We start from the raw sequence: 18,246 nt of genomic DNA on the forward strand, positions 1-18,246 counted from the left end.
GGTGCGTGGAGGTTCCGACCTTACTCCTTAACCGGCGTCTCCGGCACCGGCGTCAGCACCTTGCCATCCCTGAACCAGCCGAGAATATTGTCGGCCACCAGATCGGCCATCGCATTGCGCGTCGGGATGGACGCAGAAGCGACATGCGGCAACAGGGAAACGTTTGGCAGCGACAGGAAGGCCTCCGGCACTTTCGGTTCGGCATAAAACACGTCGAGACCGGCAGCACCCAGCGCACCGTTTTTGAGCGCCTCAAGAAGCGCGTCCTCATCGACGCTGGAGCCACGACCGACATTGATGAAAACGCCCTCCGGCCCGAGCGCGGTCAGGATGTCGGCATTGATCGCCTTGTGCGTCTCCGGCGTGCCCGGCACGATGCAGATCAGCGTATCGACGGCCTCAGCCATCTCCTTCAGCGAAGCGTAATAGGTGTAGGAGAGTTCGTCGCGCTTGCTGCGGGTGTGATAGCCGATCTCCACCTTGAAAGGCTCCAGCCGCTTGGCGATTTCCTGGCCGATGCGGCCCATGCCGAACAGGCCAACCTTGCGGCCGCGCAGCGAAAACGGCGACAGCGCGAACGGGCCTTCGCCGACCCACTTGCCAGCCCGTAGCCAGGTTTCGGCCTGATAGAGACGTCGCACGGTATTGATCAACAGAGCAATCGTCGTATCGGCCACTTCGTCATTGAGCACATCAGGCGTGTTCGTCACCACGATGCCACGCGTGGCGGCGTGTTTGGCATCAACGCCATCGTAACCTACGCCGAAATTGGCGATGATCTCGAGCTTCGGCAGCGCGTCGATCCATTTGGCGTTGACGGCGCCGGAAACGGCAATGGCATTGATGCGCTCCGCCGCGCCGTCAGGCAGAACCGGCTCTGCGCCGGCGGGTGCCGTGACAATCTCGACCTTGCCTTCGAGGCGTTCGAGAACGCGCGGATTGATCTTGCCGGGAACGAGAACGACGGCCTTTTTGTCAGACATAAGCGGATATTCCTCCTGATAACATTCCAATAGCCGGAGAGGGTTGCGGGCAAACTACCCGCCATCCTGCTCCATCGGACCGCGATCTTTTCAAACAACGGCTGCCGTGAAAAGGCCAATAAGCGGAAGCTATGGGGGCAGAGCGACGTTTCATGCCGATTTTTTTTAGCGCCCGGCAGCATCATGCAGCCTTTGCTGCGGCACTTGCAAGGTTGTCATGCCGGAGTTGATCCGGCATCCAGCCAGCCCAAGTCATTGGGCTGAATGACTGTTTTTCACCGCGTAGACACGCGGCGGCCGGATTCCGGCTCAAGGCCGGAATGACGGAGGAAGGAAACACCGTAGACGGCGAGGAGCACGTAACCTGCCGTATCCAGGCCTGCGAGGGCGATACGCTCACACCCGCGGCCGCACCGGCCCGGTCGATTGCCGGATACGCATTTCCGGCTTGATGAGGTGAATGCCGTCAGGTTCATGGCTGCCCGCCAGCCTGTCCAGCAGTGCGCGGGCCGCCAGGCGCCCGACCTCGGCCTGGCCGTTGGAAACGGTGGTGAGCGCCGGAGTGGCGATGGCAGCTTCCTCCAGGTCGTCGTAGCCCGTTACCGAGATATCGACACCCGGCACCAGACCGGCGCGGGAAATACCGTTCATGAGACCGATGGCGACGAGATCGTTCCAGCACACGGCGGCGGTCGGCTTCTGCGGCAGCGACAGGAAATGCACCGCCGCCTCGAAACCACCCTGCTTGGAGCGCGGGCCGGGAATTCGCAGGTTCGGGTCGACCTCGATGCCGGCCTTGCGCAGCGCATTGACGTAACCCTGGTAACGGTCACGGCCCGTGGAAGTCTGGTCAGTGCCGCCGACCATGGCGATGGTGCGGTGGCCGAGGCTGATCAGATGGTTGGTGGCGAGCGAAATGCCGTAGCTGTCGTCGCCGCGATAGGTCGGCATATCAACGCCATCCATGGAACGGGCCACCAGAATGGCAGGCATGCCGTTTTCTTCGGCGAGCGTCATGTCCTCGATCGGCGTGCCGATGGCCGGCGACATGATGATGCCGTCGGAGCCGAGCTGCAGCAGCGTCTCGATGAAGGTGCGCTGCTTTTCAACCGAATCATAATGGTTGGACAGGATGAAGGTCTGGCGGCTGCGGTCCAGCTCGCTTTCAATGGCTTTCAGGATTTCGCCATAGAAGGGGTTCATCACGTCATGGAACACGACACCAACAATGCCGGAGCGCGAGGTGCGCAGGCTGGCGGCGCGGCGGTTGTAGATGTAGCCCAGCGCCCGCGCCTGTTCCTTGATCTTGTCACGCGTGTCGGCGGCGACCAGCGGACTGTCGCGCAATGCAAGGGAAATGGTGGCGGTTGAAAGGCCGAGACTTTCGGCGATGGTAGACAGTTTGACCTTTTGGGCCACGGCATTCCTCCCCAAACGCGTGTCAGTGACGGATGGCTCCGTTTAAATCGCAATTAAACAATTTAAACAAAATCCGCAACCCGTTTAAGGAATAACCGCAAAACAGATGGTTCTTTTAAAAATTTCAGCAAAAATTATTGAAGATTGGCGTCTATGGCTTTCAAGAGTTTAACAATGTTGCGAATATCCTTGGCCGAAAGGCCTTCGACAGCTTTCGCGCCACAATTGGCGATGGAAACGTTGATGTGCTCGACGCTTTTCAGGCCCGCTTCGGTCAGCTTCACCAGCGTCACACGGCCGTCCCCGTCGTCACCGCTGCGTTCCACGAAACCCTGGGCTTCCATGCGGCCAATGGTGCGCGTCATGGTCGGCGCCTTGACACCCAGCTTCTGCGCGATTTGCCCCGGCGTCAGGCTGCCTTCCTGCGCCAGCGCCAGGATGACGCCGTCCTGTCCGGCATAAAGCCCGCTTTCGGCGAGGCTGTGGCTGAGCGCGGTACGCATGGAGCGGGCGGCCTGGGTTATCGATTGCGCCAACTCCTCCGGGTTGAAGTTTTCATCCCTCTTTTTGGCGTCCTTGACCTTCTTGCCGCCCTTATCCTTCTTGGCGCTTTTGTCCTTGTTCCCGGATTTGTCCTTGCTCATACGCGAGTGCCTTTTACCCTGTGGCGGAACCGATATATGTTGCTGGAAATCCTTACCGAATGCTCGCGCGGACTGCCAGATGCCAAACTCATACACGCATTATCACGACGAAAACGTAACAGACCCTCATCTTCACGCAACAGGCGCAATTTCCGTGCTGCCGCTCGGCGCGCATGAACAGCATGGCCCCCACCTGCCCTTCGAGACCGATACGCTGATTGCCGAAGGCATCGTCGCCCGCCTTGCCGCCGCCTTGCCCGGTCATCTGCCCGTCTCCTTCCTGCCAGCGGAGCCGGTCGGATATTCCATCGAACACATGAATGTGCCGGGCACGAAGACGCTGCGATACGATGAGGCCATCGAGCGGTGGCTCGGCATCGCCGAGTTGGAACATAAAAGAGGTGTGCGCAAATTCGTCATGCTGAACGCCCATGGCGGCAATTCACCGCTGATGACCATCGTCGCCACCGAGGCCCGCGCCCGTTTCGGCATGCTGGCGGTCGCCACGAGCTGGACCCGTTTCGGCGTGCCGGAAGACATCGTGAAGCCGGAGGACAAGGCGGTTGATATTCACGGCGGCGATATCGAGACATCGGTCATGCTGGCACTTCACCCCGAATGCGTGGCAATGGAAAAGGCCGCGAATTTCCCCTCCCGCCAGAGCGATTTCGCCAGCCGCTTCAAACACCTGCGCGCCTATGGCCCACACGCATTCGGCTGGCTGATGAGCGACCTCAACCCCGATGGCGTTGCCGGAAACGCCGCCGCCGCGACAGCGGAAAAGGGCGAAAGGCTGATTTCCCACGCCGTCAACGGCCTTGTCGAACTGCTTGAAGATATCCACGCTTTTGACATAACGTTATTTCATAACAAAATTTGAGTGAGATGGCCGGATTCGGCCAAAATCTCTTTGAACTGCCGGAGCGTCGCGCCTATATGGACGACGACACATCTTCCTGAGGCCATCGGGCCTCTCTCCACGCGGGGTTTTCCATGACCGAAACAGCAACAGCCAAGCCCATTCCAGTCACCGTCCTGACGGGTTATCTCGGCGCCGGCAAGACGACGCTTCTCAACCGCATTCTCTCCGAGAACCACGGCAAGAAATACGCTGTCATCGTCAATGAATTCGGCGAGATCGGCATCGATAACGATCTGATCGTCGAATCCGACGAGGAAATCTACGAAATGAACAATGGCTGCGTGTGCTGCACGGTGCGCGGCGACCTGATCCGCGTCGTGGAAGGCCTGATGCGCCGCCCCGGCCGCTTCGACGGTATCATCGTTGAGACGACGGGCCTTGCCGATCCGGTGCCCGTCGCCCAGACTTTCTTCATGGATGACGACGTGCGCGCCAAGACCGAGCTTGATGCGGTCGTCGCCCTCGTTGACGCCAAGCACCTGCCACTGCGCCTGAAGGACAGCCGCGAGGCCGAAGACCAGATCGCCTTTGCCGATGTTGTCGTCGTCAACAAGACCGACCTCGTGTCGCCGGAGGAAGTTGCCCGCATCGAGGATATCGTGCGCGCCATCAATCCTTCCGCCCGAATCTACAAGACCACCCGTTCCGGCGTCGATCTCGCCCGGGTTCTCGATCAGGGCGCCTTCAACCTGGAACGCGCGCTGGAAAACGACCCGCATTTCCTAGAGCACGGCCATGACGACCACGTCTGCGGCCCTGATTGCGATCATCATCATCACGATCACGACCATCATCATCATGACCATGACCACGGGCATCATCACCACGATCATGACCATGGCCACGATCATCACCACCATGGCGCGGTCTCCCCGATCCATGACGTGACGGTCCAGTCAGTTTCGCTGCGCGGCGGCGAGATGAACCCCGAGCGGTTCTTCCCGTGGATCCAGAAGGTCACCCAGACCGACGGCCCGAATATCCTTCGCCTCAAGGGCATCATTGCCTTCAAGGGCGATGCCGAGCGTTACGTGGTGCAGGGCGTGCACATGATCATCGAGGGCGATCACCAGCGCCCGTGGAAGGAAGATGAAAAACGCGAAAGCCGCCTCGTCTTCATCGGCCGTGAGCTGGACCGCGAGAAGCTGGAAAAGAGTTTTAACGCCTGCCTCGCCACGGCTTGATCTTATCCCTCCGTCACCCCGGTTCTGAGCCGGGGTACGGCTGCGCTCGTCATCCGCCCGACGCGCGTTCTTCGACACCGTATACGGCAGTTGAAATCATTGACGCTCCGGTGCTCCGGGCTCACCCCCCTCTGTCCTGCCGGACATCTCCCCCTCAAGGGGGGAGATCGGCAAGACGCGCTTTTCTCACTTCATTCTCGACCGTCGCGAGGTGCGAAACCTCGCCACGGAACGATCTCCCCCCTTGAGGGGGAGATGTCCGGCAGGACAGAGGGGGGTGAGCCCGGAGCGCAGAACATCAATGATTTTCAACCGCTGTGCAGGGATGATTCCTCTACCGCAAAGAATTCTATCTCCTTGATTTCGCGAATCGTCCGAACGTAAAAGCGGTTCCGCTTTTGCCGGAAATGCTCTAGAACCATGCCAGCCGGCGGGAATGACGCCCCGCCAATCAGACACAGATACGAAAGACCGATGCCCCATGCCGACTGTTGCCCCGCTTGATATCGAAGGCCACGTGGTCTCGACCCATTTTCTCGGCGACATTCCCCTGTTTGCCACCGCCGCCGGCACCATTCACCGGCTCGATGGCGGCGAGAAGGTGACTGAGGCGCATGACGGGCTCTTGACCTGCATTCGCGACCCCTACAGCGCCACGCTGCTTTCCGGCGGCGAAGACGGGCGTGTGCTGCGCATCGGCCATGATGGCAGCCTCAGCGAAATTGCCAACGTGCCGCGCAAATGGGTGGGCGTCGTTGCCGGCGGGCCACAGAAGGCGGTTGCTTATGGTGTCGGCAAATCCAGCTTCGTGCGGCTGCCGGACGGTACGGTCAAGGAATTCAAGGAAGAGCGCACGGTGGAGGCGATCGCGTTTGCGCCCAAGGGCCTGCGCATTGCCGTTGCCCGGTATAACGGCGTGACATTGCATTGGGTCGCCACAGCAGGCGATCCGGTCGATCTCGAATGGAAGGGCGCGCATACCGGCGTCACCTTCTCGCCCGACGGCAAGTTCCTCGTCACCACCATGCAGGAAAATGCCCTGCACGGCTGGAAGATGGAAGCCACTAAGGGCGGCATGGAGGCCCGCCATATGCGCATGACGGGTTATCCCGCCAAGGTCAAATCCGTTTCCTGGTCGGCAAAGGGCAAATGGCTCGCCTCATCGGGCGCACCGGCCGCCATCGTCTGGCCCTTCTCCGGCAAGGATGGTCCGATGGGCAAGGCCCCGGAGGAACTCGGCACCCGCGCCAACATCATGGTCACCAATGTCGCCTTCCACCCCGTGGAAGATGTGCTCGCCATCGGGTTCATCGACGGCATGATCCTCGGCGTGCGCCTCGCAGATGGCAAGGAAGCCCTGCTGCGTCGTCCCGGCAAGGGTGCGATCACATCCATGGACTGGAGCGCCACCGGCAAGCTGCTCGCCTTCGCTTCAGAAGCGGGCGATTGCGGGATTATCGACATTTCGGCTTGAGGGCTGGCCGCCCGCGAGGCGGCCGCTTATCCCACGGCCAATCTCGCTCCCTCATCCTGTGCTTGTCACAGGAATCCAGCCAGCCCAAGTCCCTGGGCTGAAAGGAGCCTCCCGTCGCGCAGACGCGCGTCGACCGGAATCCTGTGACAGGCACAGGAACGAGGGTCGTCCGCAATGTCGCCGCCAAGCCTTTGTGCAGGATTGCTGCCCCCTGCAATACGCTACTCTCCCACCTGCCGCCGCGTGAGGAACAAGAGCAGCAAAGCCGCGCCCGCACCGACCGAGGCGAGCCGGATCGAGGCCCCGAAGCTGGCATATTGCGATACGAACCCCATTAGCGGCACCGCAAACAGCGCAGCGAGAAAAATCGAGTTCATATAAAGCGCCGTTGCCCGCGCCGTGCGTCCACGGGCAAAGCCCTGCACGAAGGTCAGACAGGTGCCGGCGAAAAGGCCGTAATAGGCACCCTCCATCGCAGCCCCCACCAGCATTGCGGGCAGGGTCGTAACCGAAGCGATGATGTTGAAGGCGATTATCGCCGTTATCGCCGCGCCGCTCAGAAGCAGCCGTGCGCTGATCCGGCGCATGATGCGCGGCGCAAGAAGAATAAGCAGAACTTCCATGGCGCATTTGACGCTGAGCGACAAGCCCGGCGCATAGTCCGGCAACCCCACTTCACGCACCAGAAACACCGGCAATGCCGAAGCGCAGAGCGCATGGGCGAAAGACATGCAGAAACTGGCCGCGGCGGCGAGAAGCAGCGGCATATTGCGCCGCGTGTCGCCCTCGCCCTGCGGCCGCCGTTCCATCGGGCTTGTCTGGTTCAACGGCACGACGAGGAGCGCAAGACCGCCCCAGATGACGGCCATCAGGATGGCATTCACGAATACCGCCTTCGCACCCGCAAGGTCGAAGATCAGATAGGCGGCGGCGGGGACCAGCATCCATGCCAGCGACACCATCGTCCGCAGGAAGGCATTATAGGCGGCCGTGTCCAGCCCCTTCACCCGGCCATGATACCGACCGTAACTGAAAATGAGCGTGCTTGCGGCGTTGGAAAGCCCCATGCCGGTCGCCGTTACGGCCACCAGCAGCGCCATATGCCCAAAGCTTGCCGCCGCAGCCGCGACAAGAGCGCCGCACACCGAAAGCAACAAAAGCGGCCTCACCCGCATCCCGGCATCAACGCGCTCACCATAAACGCGGCTTGCGACAATCGAAGCCAGCGCCGCCGTCACACTGTAAAATCCGACGGTGGCCGGCGGATGACCAAGCACCTGAATGATGTAGAAGCCGATAAATGGCACAACGGCGGCATTGGTGCTGCCGGCAATGAAGACCAGCAACGCGATCATATAGGCCTGGCGATCAAAAGCGCCCGGCAAAGTGCTTTTTTGTTGCATGGGAATCGTCTGAAGGCTGGCAAGCGAGGGTGGCACCCACCATCACATCAAAACGCTCCGCTGTTCAAGCCTGAGCTCAACACTGCATGCCGTTTCGTCGCTGGAAGAAGACGAGACCTCTTCTCTCCACTCAGGATGTCTATCGCCCACGGCTGGACCTGCTTCAGCGGAAAGCAAGTGTCGTTCGATTAAGGGCACCCGCCCGGGGATGTTCTCGCCACCGGGCAGGTTATGGATTGATACTGCTTGACTGTCGCCCGATGCGTTCCGCCGGTACGAATAACCGCCAATCAGAACTTCACGCCGAGACCGACGTTAACGACGTGGTCGCTGAGCTTTCCATCGGCAGAGAGGTTCTGGATAGTGTAGGTCTTCTTGCCGAAATCGTTGTAGCGATATTCGAGACGGCCGAATATGTTGTCGGTGAAGGCGTAATCGATACCCGCACCAATCGTCCAGCCATTCAGCGTCTCGCTCGTGTTGCCGAAAGGCGTCTTGATCTTGCTGTTCGTGGCGGTGTAACCGCCGGCGGTGTAGATCAGGGCGCGGTCGATGGCATAGCCGGCACGCAGACGTGCCGAACCGTTCAAGCCCGAGGAAACCTTGCTGAGCTCGATCGTCTTTTTGCCCCAGGCGTAACCGAGGTCGCCCTCGACACCGAGAACGACTGACGGCGCCACTTCCGCATTGTAACCGGCAAAGCCCGCGAAGCGACCGCCATCAAAACTATGCTTTTCGGTGTCACCGTCTTCCGTGGCTTTCAAACGGTTCCAGCCATAGCCACCGGAAACACCGGCATAAAAACCATCCCAGGAAAAGGCAGGCGCAGCGTCGCTGACAGCAGGCGCCGCCGGAATGTCGCTAACGGCATCAGCAGCAATGGCTGCGCCGGAAAGAACGCCAAGTGCGGCGAAGACGAGAAATGATTGTTTCAACATAAATTGCTCCTTCAAAACTGCCCTACCCGCCACGAAGCGGGCCTCGAACATACCCGCCGCCGAAATCACGGTCACGACGACGAGTCGGGGACACGTTCTAATTGAAGCATCCAAACGTTAAAAACAAGTAACAATGACGCCAAAACGAGAGAATAATAAAGTATATTGTATATTTCTACATTATAACTTCTTATTTCATTTAAAGTAAAATTAGAATATCCAAACATAAATACACCGGATGCACGCATCTTTCTAAGGCACTTCAAGGATCGGCGAGCGCGACGACGCAGCTGGATCGTCCTCCAAAAAAAGGGAGCCCGAGGGCCCCCTTCAGTCATGCGATGCGCCGTTTGTTCTTGCCGGAAATACCATGCGTCAAACACACGCAACTCGAGGTGCATCGCCGGCTTATGCGCTTCGCGCATCGTCTGCGTCGAAAATCCCTGATGATCTTCGAGCTGTCCCGTCAGAGCGGGATGGCGAAAGACAATGGTTTCGCCATCCCTTTCTTCATTCCTTAGTGCCGGCGCTTCTTGCCACCGTCATTCTTGTTGTCGATGACATCGACGGACGTCTTGTTGCCATTCAGCACGCCGTTCAGGATGCCGGTCTTGTTGCCATTCAAAATCCCGTTATTGGACAGGATGCCACTGACACCGAGATCGATGCTCGGCGAAACCACGACAAGGGCGCCGCCCTTGTTGCTGTTGCCGGACAGGATGCCACCCAGAAGACCGCCCGCATTGGCCTGACCAACGGAAGCGACAGTAAGAATAGCGGCTACACAAGCGAACTTTGCAATCATTTCTCTCTCCTCTTTTGTTTGATCACGCCATCTGGCGTAACTGAACTGTATATTTAGAGGATTCTAATTCAAGCAAAGGCTAATATTACAATAAACGATTAACACTAATACTGGCGATTTTAATCAAATACTACATATCTCGCCTCCGCCCTTTCGCTCCGTTTGCAAACAATATCGGCCGGCACAATTGGCGGAGGCAGTAAAACCGAGCAGGAAACTTTATTAACCATCCAAATATAAGATATTGCTTAATTAGCGACCGGAGATGCAAATGCGGCTGGGGGGATATATCGCGCTTGTTCTCGGGCTTGCCTGCGCCTGCCGTGGGTGGGCGGGAGAAAAGGCCGATGAGCACACTATCACCTACAAATCCGGCATCTCCTATGACAGCAATTATTTCGCCGACACCAATCGCTTGAGCGCCATTTCGCTGCGCGCAGGCCTCGGGCTCACGGGCAAGATCGCGCTTGAAGGGGCGGAACTGCGTTACTCGCTTGAGCAGGAAGAGGTTCGCCTTCCCCGTTATCGTTTTGCCAATGAGCATAACACCATCGCGTCGCTGGGTTTGACCAGACGCTTTTCCGAAAAGCTGGAATGGGCTCTTGAGTTGCGCGGCACCCGCAGCGATGCCGGCGATATTTTCCTGCACCTGCCGGAAGAAAATATCGGATACAGGCAACTGGATCACAAGCTTGAAGCCTCCTCCCAGCTTGGCATCCTCGCCCTTGGCGGCAAGAACAAGCTGACGGCCAGCCTTACCAGCCTGATGAAAGGCGAGGCGCGATTCCGCCCGGCCTATTTCATCCCCACGCGTCTGGAGGCCAATGAGGCGCTCCTGTCGCTGAAGGCGGAACATGAACGGCCACTCGCCGGCGGTGAGGCTGGCATCACGATCGCCTATGACCGCGTTCTCGTGCCGGAAGGGCAGCAGGAAAAATATGAGCGGTTTCCGGCCCATACGCTGCGCGGCTCGCTTGCTTACGGCTACAGGTTCTCGAACCGTCTCGCGGTGCTTGCCGAAGCTGGGCTGACCTCCATTTCCGGAGACGAGATCAGCGACAAGGTGAAGCGCACCCGGCCTTATCTCCGGGCGGAAGCCGAGCTGAAGGCCACGGACAGCATCGCCTTCGGCGTGGGCTTCTCGCAGGATTACGCCCTGTTCGATCCCGACGACCCGATCGCCGAATTTCACCGTCGCTGGCAGTTCGTCGTGAAAAGCAGGCTGGCCGAGAAGGTCGGCCTGGACCTCGCGCTGCAGCAGGTCCACAAGGACTGGATCTATTACAATTACGATACCAGCGAGCGCCGGCTGGTCGCCACCCTCTCTTTCGATACCGGCAAGAACAGCAAGCTGGAGGTGGAGTTCAACCGCCTGCTGCATGACGAGCGCGATACCGACCTTGCCTATGATGGCTCGAGCGTCACCTCGCGTTTCAGCGGCACCTTCTGAACTCCGTCTCAACCTGCGCGAAGGTTCGGACGCATCGGGTCGAAATTCGGTCCCAATTTCTGCTAGAGTCACACCTTCCAGATTCGACGGCAGGACAGACCGGATAATGTACAGACGATTTTTGCTTCTCGCGGCCGGCCTCGCCTGCATCCCCGTCGCCGCCTCCGCCCATCCGCATATCTTTGCCGAAGCCCGGATGGAAATCGTCGAGGGGCCAAACCGGACCATCCAGGAAGTGCGCAACATCTGGCGTTTCGACGAGATGTTCTCAGCAAGCGTTGTGATGGATTACGACAAGAACAGCGATCTGAAACTCGACAAGGACGAGCTGGCCGAAATCGGCAATACCGTGCTGGAATCGCTGGCCGAATATTCCTACTACACCTTCATCACCGCTGACGGGAAACCGGTGGAGTTCGGTAAACCCGACGCCATTCATGTGGATTACAAGGACCAGCAGATTCTGATGTTCTTTTCCGTGAAACCGCTCAAACCTCTGGCGGTGAAGGGCAGGCTCAGCTTTGGCGCGTGGGATCCGACGATGTATACGGCGATCGATTTCGCCAAGGACGGCGATATCGCCACCGAGGGCAAGGATTTGAAGGCCTGCAAGCAGCATGTGGTGCGCCCTGATCCGGACGAGGTGATCTCCCAGAACCAGAATACGCTCACCGATGCCTTTTTCAACGATCCCACCGGTACAGACATGACCAAGCTCTTTGCCACGCGGCTGGAGGTCACATGCTGAGCCGCCGGGTCGGCCTGCTTGCCGTCGTCATCGGCTTCATTGCCGTGGCCGGCGCGGCCCATGCGCAATCGCCGCTCGGCATAGGCTCGGCCGAACCGTCCTTTTCCGTCGGCGGGCCTTTCGCCCCGTTGATGCAGTGGATCAACGTGCACCAGCAGATGTTCTACCGGGCGCTGACCGGCGCGCTGAAGGCGATGCGCGAGGACAGCTGGGCGCTCGGTTCGCTGATCGGCCTCTCCTTTGCTTATGGCGTGTTCCATGCGGCCGGTCCCGGCCACGGCAAGGCGGTCATCTCCTCCTACATGATCGCCAATGAAACGCAGCTGAGACGTGGCATCGTCATCTCCTTCGTCTCGGCGCTCATTCAGGGCGCTGTCGCGATCGGCCTTGTCGGCGCGGCCTGGCTGGTGCTGCGCGGCACCTCAATCACCATGACGAAAGCGACACAGGCGATGGAAATCGCCAGTTTCGCCATGGTCGCCCTGTTTGGCGCATGGCTGCTGGTGCGAAAACTCTGGTCGCTGCGCATCCGGCGCGAGCAGGCCACCGTTTTCGCTGTGGCGGGTGAGGCACCGGCAGCAAGAACCACCGGCATGGGCACGGGGCTGCGGTTTCAGGGCAAACCGGTTTTTGCCGATCACGCCCATGACGGCCCGGGCGACCTCTGCACCGCCTGCGGCAAATCCCATGCGCCCGATCCGATGCTGCTGAGGGCAAAGAACTTCAGTCTTCACGAGGCATGGTCAGCCATCATCGCTGTAGGGCTCAGGCCCTGCTCGGGGGCTATCATCGTCATGAGCTTCGCGCTTTTGAACGGGCTTTATCTTGGCGGTGTGCTCTCCGTCCTTGCGATGTCGCTCGGCACCGCCATCACGGTCTCGGTCCTCGCCATCATGGCCGTCTCCGCCAAGGGTCTGGCCGTGCGTTTCGCCGGCCCCGGCAGCCGCAGGGCGGCCGGCATCAGCCACGCGATCGAAATCGCCGGTGCGCTCTTCGTCTTGCTGATGGGCCTGATGCTGCTCGGGGCGTCGCTTCAGTTCTGATCGTTATGGCGTCGCTGGTAACGCGCCCGCAGCCAGAACAGCAGGAAAAAACAGAGCACCGCCACCGTGCCGAAGGCGGCCGCCAGCCAGGGCGAATAATCCCCGAGCCACAACATGATTTTAGGCATAATGAAGAATATCAGCCCGAAGCCGAGGATGATGAGCACCGCGGCAATGGCAGGCGACCAATCCTTTCTGGCGGTTGGCGTCTCGGGCTTTGGCTTTTCAGGCGTTGGCATGGGCAAGCTCCGCGCGAATATCCTCAAGCTTGCGCTTCTGCGTGCCGTCAGCTGTAAAATTGTCCGGTGAAAGCCAGGCCTCGAAGGCCCTGCCGATCAGTGGCCATTCGCCGTCGATCATGGAAAACCACGCCGTATCGCGATTTTGCCCCTTCGAGATCATATGCTGGCGGAAGACGCCTTCGAAGGTGAAGCCATAACGCTTCGCCGTCGTCTTGGAGGGCTCATTTTCGTTGTGGCATTTCCACTCGTAACGGCGATACCCCAGATCCTCGAACACATGCTTCGCCATAAGGTAATGCGCCTCGGTGGCAAGCGGGGAACGTTTCATTTTCGCCCCATGGGCGACGGAGCCGACTTCTACCACGCCATTGGCGGGATCGGGCCGCATGTAGCTCGCCATGCCGACGATTTCGCCCGTTGTGCTTTCGACAAAGACCAGCGTCACCCAGTTAAGCTTTTCGCCAGCGCCAACAAGCCAGTCGCCAAAGGCATCCGCATCGGGAAAGGCGCTTTGCGGGAAATATCTGAGCAGCGCATTGGTGCCTTCGCCGCCAAGCGCAGCCCAGAGTTTCTCCAGATGTTTGTCGCGATCGAACGGTTCCGCCGTTACATAACGGCCCTTCAGCACCACCGGCTGCGGCGCCGGACATCCCTTGAATTCACTCAGATCGCGCATTCTCTTCCCCATTTGCTGGGAGAAGGATTAGGGCAAGCCGGGCGGGATGACAACAGTGGATGTGGGGGTGGGATGCGGTGATCTCGGCGGGGCGCTTATCATCCTCGGTGGGCGTGGCTCACCCCCCTCTGCCGGCAGGGCAGAGGGGGGAAGCCACACGCTCAAACCTTCACGCCCAAGCCCAAACGCCAACCTACACCTTCGCCGCCACCACCGTCGCCTCGATGTGATCCACCAGCGCATCCGGCAACCCAAGCCGCCCGGCAAGAAGATCGAGATACCCCCGCTCCGCCCGCGTATCGGCCTCGATGGCAAGCCGCGAGGCGGTATAAAGCTCCACCTTCTGCTCTTCCGTACGGGCAGCGGCCACCAGCGCGTCGATGTCGAGCGGATCGGCCAGTTCCTTTTCGAGGAAACGCTCGGCTTCGCTATCGAGGCCGGAAACCTGCACCTTGTCCATGATATTGGCGCGCTCTTTCTCATCGATATGCCCGTCGGCCTTGGCAGCCGCGATCATGGCCTGGATGAGCTTCAGCGCGAAATCATTGGAAAGCGCCGGCGACTGCGGATGGAAAGCGGAATCGGCGGGCGGAGCGAGAAGTTCCGGCTCGGGTTTCGGCGCGGCTTCCGGCGCCTGTCCTGACTTGTAATTCTTGTAGGCGAGGTAACCGAGGCCAGCGATGGCGGCGACACCGCCGATGGTGGCGACGTTGCCGGCGAGCTTGCGGCCGGTTTTGGTGCCCAGGATTGCGGCGGCGAGAGCACCGGCCTTGAGGGGATTGTTCTTGGCGATATCGGCGGCCTGCCCGGCTCTGTCACGGACGCTTCCCGAAAGGCCCGGCACCTGCGAGCCGAGGAATTGTTCAAGAAGCTTCTTGGCGTCGAACATCAAAATCTCCTGTAGAGGTCAAATCTACAGGGGAGATAGGAAGCCGTGGGCCGATTATAAATGTCAAACCCGCTCACGCCTTCGTGAACGGGTTTGACAGGAGACAAATCAGCCGCGCAGCGCAGCAGCTTCGGCGGCAAGCTTGGTGATGCCCGCCCAATCACCCGTCGCCACCAGTTCGCGTGGGGCAACCCAGGAGCCGCCGACGCAGACGACGTTCGGCAGGGAGAGATAGTCGTTTGCGTTCTTGAGCGATACGCTGCCGGTCGGGCAGAAGACGGTGCCGGCGAGCGGCGAAGACAGCGCCTTTAGGTAAGGTGCGCCGCCAGCCTGTTCGGCCGGGAAGAACTTCAGCACCTTGTAACCCTCGTCGCGCAGCGCCATGACTTCGCTGGCAGTGGCGGCGCCCGGAAGCAGCGGCACCCTGGAGCTGCGCGCAGCTTCCAGCACGCTCTTGTTGATGCCTGGGCTGACGATGAAGGTGGAACCGGCTTCGGCAGCCGCCTCGAAATCCTTCGCATTGAGAATGGTGCCGGCGCCGACATTGGCGCCTTCCACTTCCGCCGCAACAGCACGGATGGCGTCCAGCGCGGCCGGCGTGCGCATGGTGATCTCGATTGCCTTCAGACCGCCAGCGACCAAAGCACGCGCAAGCGGCACGGCGGAGGCGGCGTCATCCACGATCAGCACCGGCACGACCGGCTGAAGTTTCAGGATGGAGAGAAGTTTTTCGGAGTCCTGGGCCAAGATGAGCCTCCTTGCGCGATTGAAACGATTGAAATCCCGTTTACCGATTAGCCTGCCCCGGCTTTGATGTCGAGGCATGGCAAGGCCATTTTTTGCCCTGATACTTCAATCAATTCGCTTCTTCATCAAGCTGTCTTGCGATAGTCTGGCGCACCAGTTTGCGGAGACAGCATGGCCAAGGAAATCGAACGGAAGTTTCTTGTTGCAGGCGGTGAATGGCGCGATGAGGTAACGCATAGCATGGCTTTCCGGCAGGCCTATGTCGCCTCCATGGAAAATCGTTCGGTCAGGGTGAGGATCGTCGACGGGCGTGACGCGACACTCACCATCAAGATCGGCGCAAGCGCGCTTGTTCGTGACGAATATGAATATCCCATCCCGCTGGAAGATGCCGAGGAACTGATGGCCAGCGCGCCCGGCGTGGTGATCGAGAAGACGCGGCACACGGTTGATCACGGCGGCTTCACCTGGGAGATCGATGTTTTCGAAGGCCGATATAAGGGGCTTATCGTGGCGGAAGTGGAGATGGATGACGAAAATGCCGATCCGGATCTTCCTGCCTGGCTAGGCAGGGAGGTAACGGGCGACAGGCGCTTTTCCAACCAGTCCCTCGCCACGGACGACCAGAGCGGAGACCTGTCGGATGCCTTTCAGAATTGATCCGAAAAAGCCCTTTGACGATGAAATCCGCCGCGCCGGCCTGGAATTGATCGAAGACACGGTCACCATCCTGCATAACCGTCCGTCCGGCCCGCACGAGGCCGTGCACGATGCGCGCAAGCGCTTCAAGCGGCTGCGGGCCCTCTACCGCCTCATCCGAAAGGCGGCGCCGGATTTCAGCCGAGAGGAAAATGCCCGCTTCCGGGATATTGCCCGTTCGCTCGCCTTCGCCCGTGATGCGACGGCATTGGTGGAAACGGCGGAATATCTGGAGGCTTTCGCGCTCTCCGATACACAGGGTGAGGCGCGGCGGTCCATCACGGCGATGCTGCGCGCGCGTCGGGATCATGCGGTGAAATACGAGGCCGCTCTGGACGAGGCGATTTCTGCGGCCATCATTGGCTGCGAGGCGGGACGTGAACGGCTGAAGACGCTATCGCTGCCGGATGAGCTCAAGAACAGCGCCCGGCTACTGAGGACAAGCTGGGCGCGGCAGAGGAAACGGGCGCGACGGGCGCTGGCCGATTGCCACGAGCAGGCCGATGTCGAGCATTTCCATGAGTTGCGCAAGGCCGGCCAGACCTACTGGATGCATCTTGGTCTGATGAGGCGTATCTGGCCATCCGCCATGCGCGCCAAGCGCGCCGATACCAAGCGACTGGTCGACATTCTCGGCCACGAACACGATCTCTCGGTTCTCGCCGCCGTGGCCGACCGCGAGCCCGACCGCTTTGGCAACGGCGAACGGCTGGCGCTGCTGCTCGACGCCATCATCGAAAGGCAGCAGGCGCTGCGTGCCGAAGGCCTTGAACTGGCAGATGAGGTCTTTTCCGAATCTGCCCGCACGGAAAGCCGCATCGTCGGCCTGCTGTGGCGGCAGGCGGCGAAGTAGGCCAAACGCCACTTTCGGCGCTCGCTCACCTCCGTCATTGCGACATCCCGTTGCCTGCACACGGCAGCAGGAATGACAGGAAGCCTACAAATCCTCCCGATTGACGATTTTCAAAATGCCCGAACCCACCGATAAATATTGCTTTGCGGCCGCCGTCGCTGTATTTCACCGGCCATGACCGACACGACCATTCTCCCCCGCCCGGAAGTCTCTGGCGATTTCCTTGTGGCCGCGCTTTACCATTTCGCCCGCCTGCCGCGGTTCGAGAGCCTGCGTGAGCCATTGTTCGAGCTCTGCCAGAAGAACGGCGTCAAGGGCACGCTGCTGCTGGCCGCCGAGGGCATCAACGGCACGATCGCCGGCCCGGATGCAGGCGTTCACGCCGTGCTTTCCTTCCTGCGCGCCCAGCCGGAATTTTCGGCATTGGAGCACAAGGAAAGCCGCGCCTCGCACATGCCTTTCGTGCGGCTGAAGGTGAAGCTCAAGAAAGAGATCGTCACGATGGGCGTGCCTGATATCGATCCGAACCGGATCGTCGGCACCTATGTCGACCCGCGCGATTGGAACGAATTGATCTCCGACCCGGACACGATCGTCATCGATACCCGCAACGATTACGAAACCGCCATCGGCGTCTTCAAGGGTGCAGTTGATCCGAAGACGAAAACCTTCCGCGAGTTTCCGGACTGGGTGAAGAACAATCCCGGCCTGCACAACAAGCCGAAGATCGCCATGTATTGCACCGGCGGCATCCGCTGCGAAAAGGCCACGGCCTTCATGAAGGAGCAGGGCTTCGACGAGGTCTATCACCTGAAGGGCGGCATCCTGAAATATCTGGAAGAAGTGCCGGAAGAAGAAAGCCTGTGGGAGGGCGCCTGCTTCGTTTTCGACGAGCGTGTGTCGGTGGTGCATGGCCTGGCCGAAGGCGACCACCAGCTGTGCCACGCCTGCCGCAACCCGATCACCCCGGAAGTGCGCCTGTCACCCAAGTTCGAGGAAGGCGTCTCCTGCCCGAGCTGCTACGATGAGCGCAGCGAAGAAGACCGCCAGCGCTTCCGCGACCGGCAACAGCAGATCGACCTCGCAAAGAAGCGCGGCGAGCGGCATCTGGGGCGGTAAGCCCAGGT

At 60.0% G+C, this 18,246-nt stretch carries 19 protein-coding genes; 9 read left to right on the plus strand and 10 right to left on the minus strand.

Annotated features, from left to right (window positions below):
- Nucleotides 1-20: 20 nt before the first annotated feature.
- The 3 genes from ACZ47E_RS20295 to ACZ47E_RS20305 all read right to left on the minus strand — a co-directional run bounded on the left by ACZ47E_RS20295 (nt 21) and on the right by ACZ47E_RS20305 (nt 3,046).
- Complete coding sequence (locus tag ACZ47E_RS20295) at nt 21-983, minus strand: 2-hydroxyacid dehydrogenase (RefSeq protein ID WP_142182758.1); 963 nt, start codon at nt 981-983, stop codon at nt 21-23.
- Nucleotides 984-1,379: 396 nt separating this feature from the next.
- Nucleotides 1,380-2,402, minus strand: a complete 1,023-nt coding sequence (locus tag ACZ47E_RS20300; protein ID WP_003505469.1) for a LacI family DNA-binding transcriptional regulator — start codon at nt 2,400-2,402, stop codon at nt 1,380-1,382.
- A 134-nt stretch (nt 2,403-2,536) separates the two neighbouring features.
- Nucleotides 2,537-3,046: a MarR family winged helix-turn-helix transcriptional regulator gene (locus tag ACZ47E_RS20305; RefSeq protein WP_004445162.1), complete on the minus strand. Its 510-nt coding sequence runs from the start codon at nt 3,044-3,046 to the stop codon at nt 2,537-2,539.
- 79 nt (nt 3,047-3,125) lie between these two features.
- On the opposite strand from ACZ47E_RS20305, the gene ACZ47E_RS20310 reads away from it, so the two are divergent.
- From ACZ47E_RS20310 to ACZ47E_RS20320, 3 genes are all read left to right on the plus strand, one after another.
- Entirely contained in the window at nt 3,126-3,926 is an 801-nt protein-coding gene (locus ACZ47E_RS20310; protein ID WP_035207167.1) for a creatininase family protein, read from the plus strand.
- A gap of 113 nt (nt 3,927-4,039) precedes the next feature.
- Nucleotides 4,040-5,152 (plus strand): CobW family GTP-binding protein, encoded by a 1,113-nt coding sequence (locus ACZ47E_RS20315; protein WP_035207166.1) that lies wholly within the window; start codon nt 4,040-4,042, stop codon nt 5,150-5,152.
- 481 nt (nt 5,153-5,633) lie between these two features.
- Complete coding sequence (locus ACZ47E_RS20320; RefSeq protein WP_034496759.1) at nt 5,634-6,626, plus strand: WD40 repeat domain-containing protein; 993 nt, start codon at nt 5,634-5,636, stop codon at nt 6,624-6,626.
- 221 nt (nt 6,627-6,847) lie between these two features.
- On the opposite strand, the gene ACZ47E_RS20325 is transcribed toward ACZ47E_RS20320, so the two are convergent.
- The 3 genes from ACZ47E_RS20325 to ACZ47E_RS20335 all read right to left on the minus strand — a co-directional run bounded on the left by ACZ47E_RS20325 (nt 6,848) and on the right by ACZ47E_RS20335 (nt 9,772).
- Complete coding sequence (locus tag ACZ47E_RS20325; protein ID WP_278067587.1) at nt 6,848-8,029, minus strand: MFS transporter; 1,182 nt, start codon at nt 8,027-8,029, stop codon at nt 6,848-6,850.
- Between the two features lie 290 nt (nt 8,030-8,319).
- Nucleotides 8,320-8,967, minus strand: a complete 648-nt coding sequence (locus ACZ47E_RS20330; protein ID WP_072493031.1) for an outer membrane protein — start codon at nt 8,965-8,967, stop codon at nt 8,320-8,322.
- A gap of 517 nt (nt 8,968-9,484) precedes the next feature.
- The gene (locus tag ACZ47E_RS20335; protein ID WP_004433441.1) at nt 9,485-9,772 is read right to left on the minus strand and encodes a hypothetical protein; all 288 of its coding nucleotides are present in this window, start codon (nt 9,770-9,772) and stop codon (nt 9,485-9,487) included.
- A 271-nt stretch (nt 9,773-10,043) separates the two neighbouring features.
- Here ACZ47E_RS20335 and ACZ47E_RS20340 point away from each other — a divergent pair, with 271 nt between their 5' ends.
- The 3 genes from ACZ47E_RS20340 (at nt 10,044) to ACZ47E_RS20350 (ending at nt 13,013) form a co-directional block, all read left to right on the plus strand.
- Complete coding sequence (locus ACZ47E_RS20340; protein WP_278067588.1) at nt 10,044-11,222, plus strand: hypothetical protein; 1,179 nt, start codon at nt 10,044-10,046, stop codon at nt 11,220-11,222.
- A 106-nt stretch (nt 11,223-11,328) separates the two neighbouring features.
- A complete protein-coding gene (locus ACZ47E_RS20345; protein ID WP_004445173.1) occupies nt 11,329-11,970 on the plus strand; it encodes a DUF1007 family protein in 642 nt (213 codons plus the stop codon).
- Nucleotides 11,964-13,013 carry a nickel/cobalt transporter gene (locus ACZ47E_RS20350; protein ID WP_278067589.1) on the plus strand — a complete coding sequence of 350 codons (1,050 nt, stop codon included), beginning with the start codon at nt 11,964-11,966 and terminating at the stop codon, nt 13,011-13,013. The genes ACZ47E_RS20345 and ACZ47E_RS20350 overlap by 7 nt, the downstream gene beginning before the upstream one ends.
- Here ACZ47E_RS20350 and ACZ47E_RS20355 read toward each other — a convergent pair.
- The 4 genes from ACZ47E_RS20355 to ACZ47E_RS20370 form a co-directional block, all read right to left on the minus strand.
- Complete coding sequence (locus ACZ47E_RS20355) at nt 13,004-13,252, minus strand: hypothetical protein (RefSeq protein ID WP_004445178.1); 249 nt, start codon at nt 13,250-13,252, stop codon at nt 13,004-13,006. The genes ACZ47E_RS20350 and ACZ47E_RS20355 overlap by 10 nt on opposite strands.
- Nucleotides 13,239-13,931: a GNAT family N-acetyltransferase gene (locus tag ACZ47E_RS20360; protein WP_278067590.1), complete on the minus strand. Its 693-nt coding sequence runs from the start codon at nt 13,929-13,931 to the stop codon at nt 13,239-13,241. Before ACZ47E_RS20360 ends, ACZ47E_RS20355 begins: the two co-directional genes overlap by 14 nt.
- A gap of 193 nt (nt 13,932-14,124) precedes the next feature.
- Nucleotides 14,125-14,820 (minus strand): tellurite resistance TerB family protein, encoded by a 696-nt coding sequence (locus ACZ47E_RS20365; RefSeq protein WP_004445183.1) that lies wholly within the window; start codon nt 14,818-14,820, stop codon nt 14,125-14,127.
- 108 nt (nt 14,821-14,928) lie between these two features.
- Nucleotides 14,929-15,567 (minus strand): 2-dehydro-3-deoxy-phosphogluconate aldolase, encoded by a 639-nt coding sequence (locus ACZ47E_RS20370; protein ID WP_006700245.1) that lies wholly within the window; start codon nt 15,565-15,567, stop codon nt 14,929-14,931.
- A gap of 171 nt (nt 15,568-15,738) precedes the next feature.
- On the opposite strand from ACZ47E_RS20370, the gene ACZ47E_RS20375 reads away from it, so the two are divergent.
- From ACZ47E_RS20375 to trhO, 3 genes are all read left to right on the plus strand, one after another.
- Nucleotides 15,739-16,227, plus strand: a complete 489-nt coding sequence (locus ACZ47E_RS20375) for a CYTH domain-containing protein (protein ID WP_006700246.1) — start codon at nt 15,739-15,741, stop codon at nt 16,225-16,227.
- Nucleotides 16,211-17,119, plus strand: a complete 909-nt coding sequence (locus tag ACZ47E_RS20380) for a CHAD domain-containing protein (protein ID WP_278067591.1) — start codon at nt 16,211-16,213, stop codon at nt 17,117-17,119. The genes ACZ47E_RS20375 and ACZ47E_RS20380 overlap by 17 nt, the downstream gene beginning before the upstream one ends.
- A 174-nt stretch (nt 17,120-17,293) precedes the next feature.
- Nucleotides 17,294-18,238: an oxygen-dependent tRNA uridine(34) hydroxylase TrhO gene (gene trhO / locus ACZ47E_RS20385; protein WP_004445192.1), complete on the plus strand. Its 945-nt coding sequence runs from the start codon at nt 17,294-17,296 to the stop codon at nt 18,236-18,238.
- The last annotated feature ends 8 nt before the right edge of the window (nt 18,239-18,246 follow it).

Source organism: Agrobacterium sp. 5Ca39, assembly GCF_055382365.1.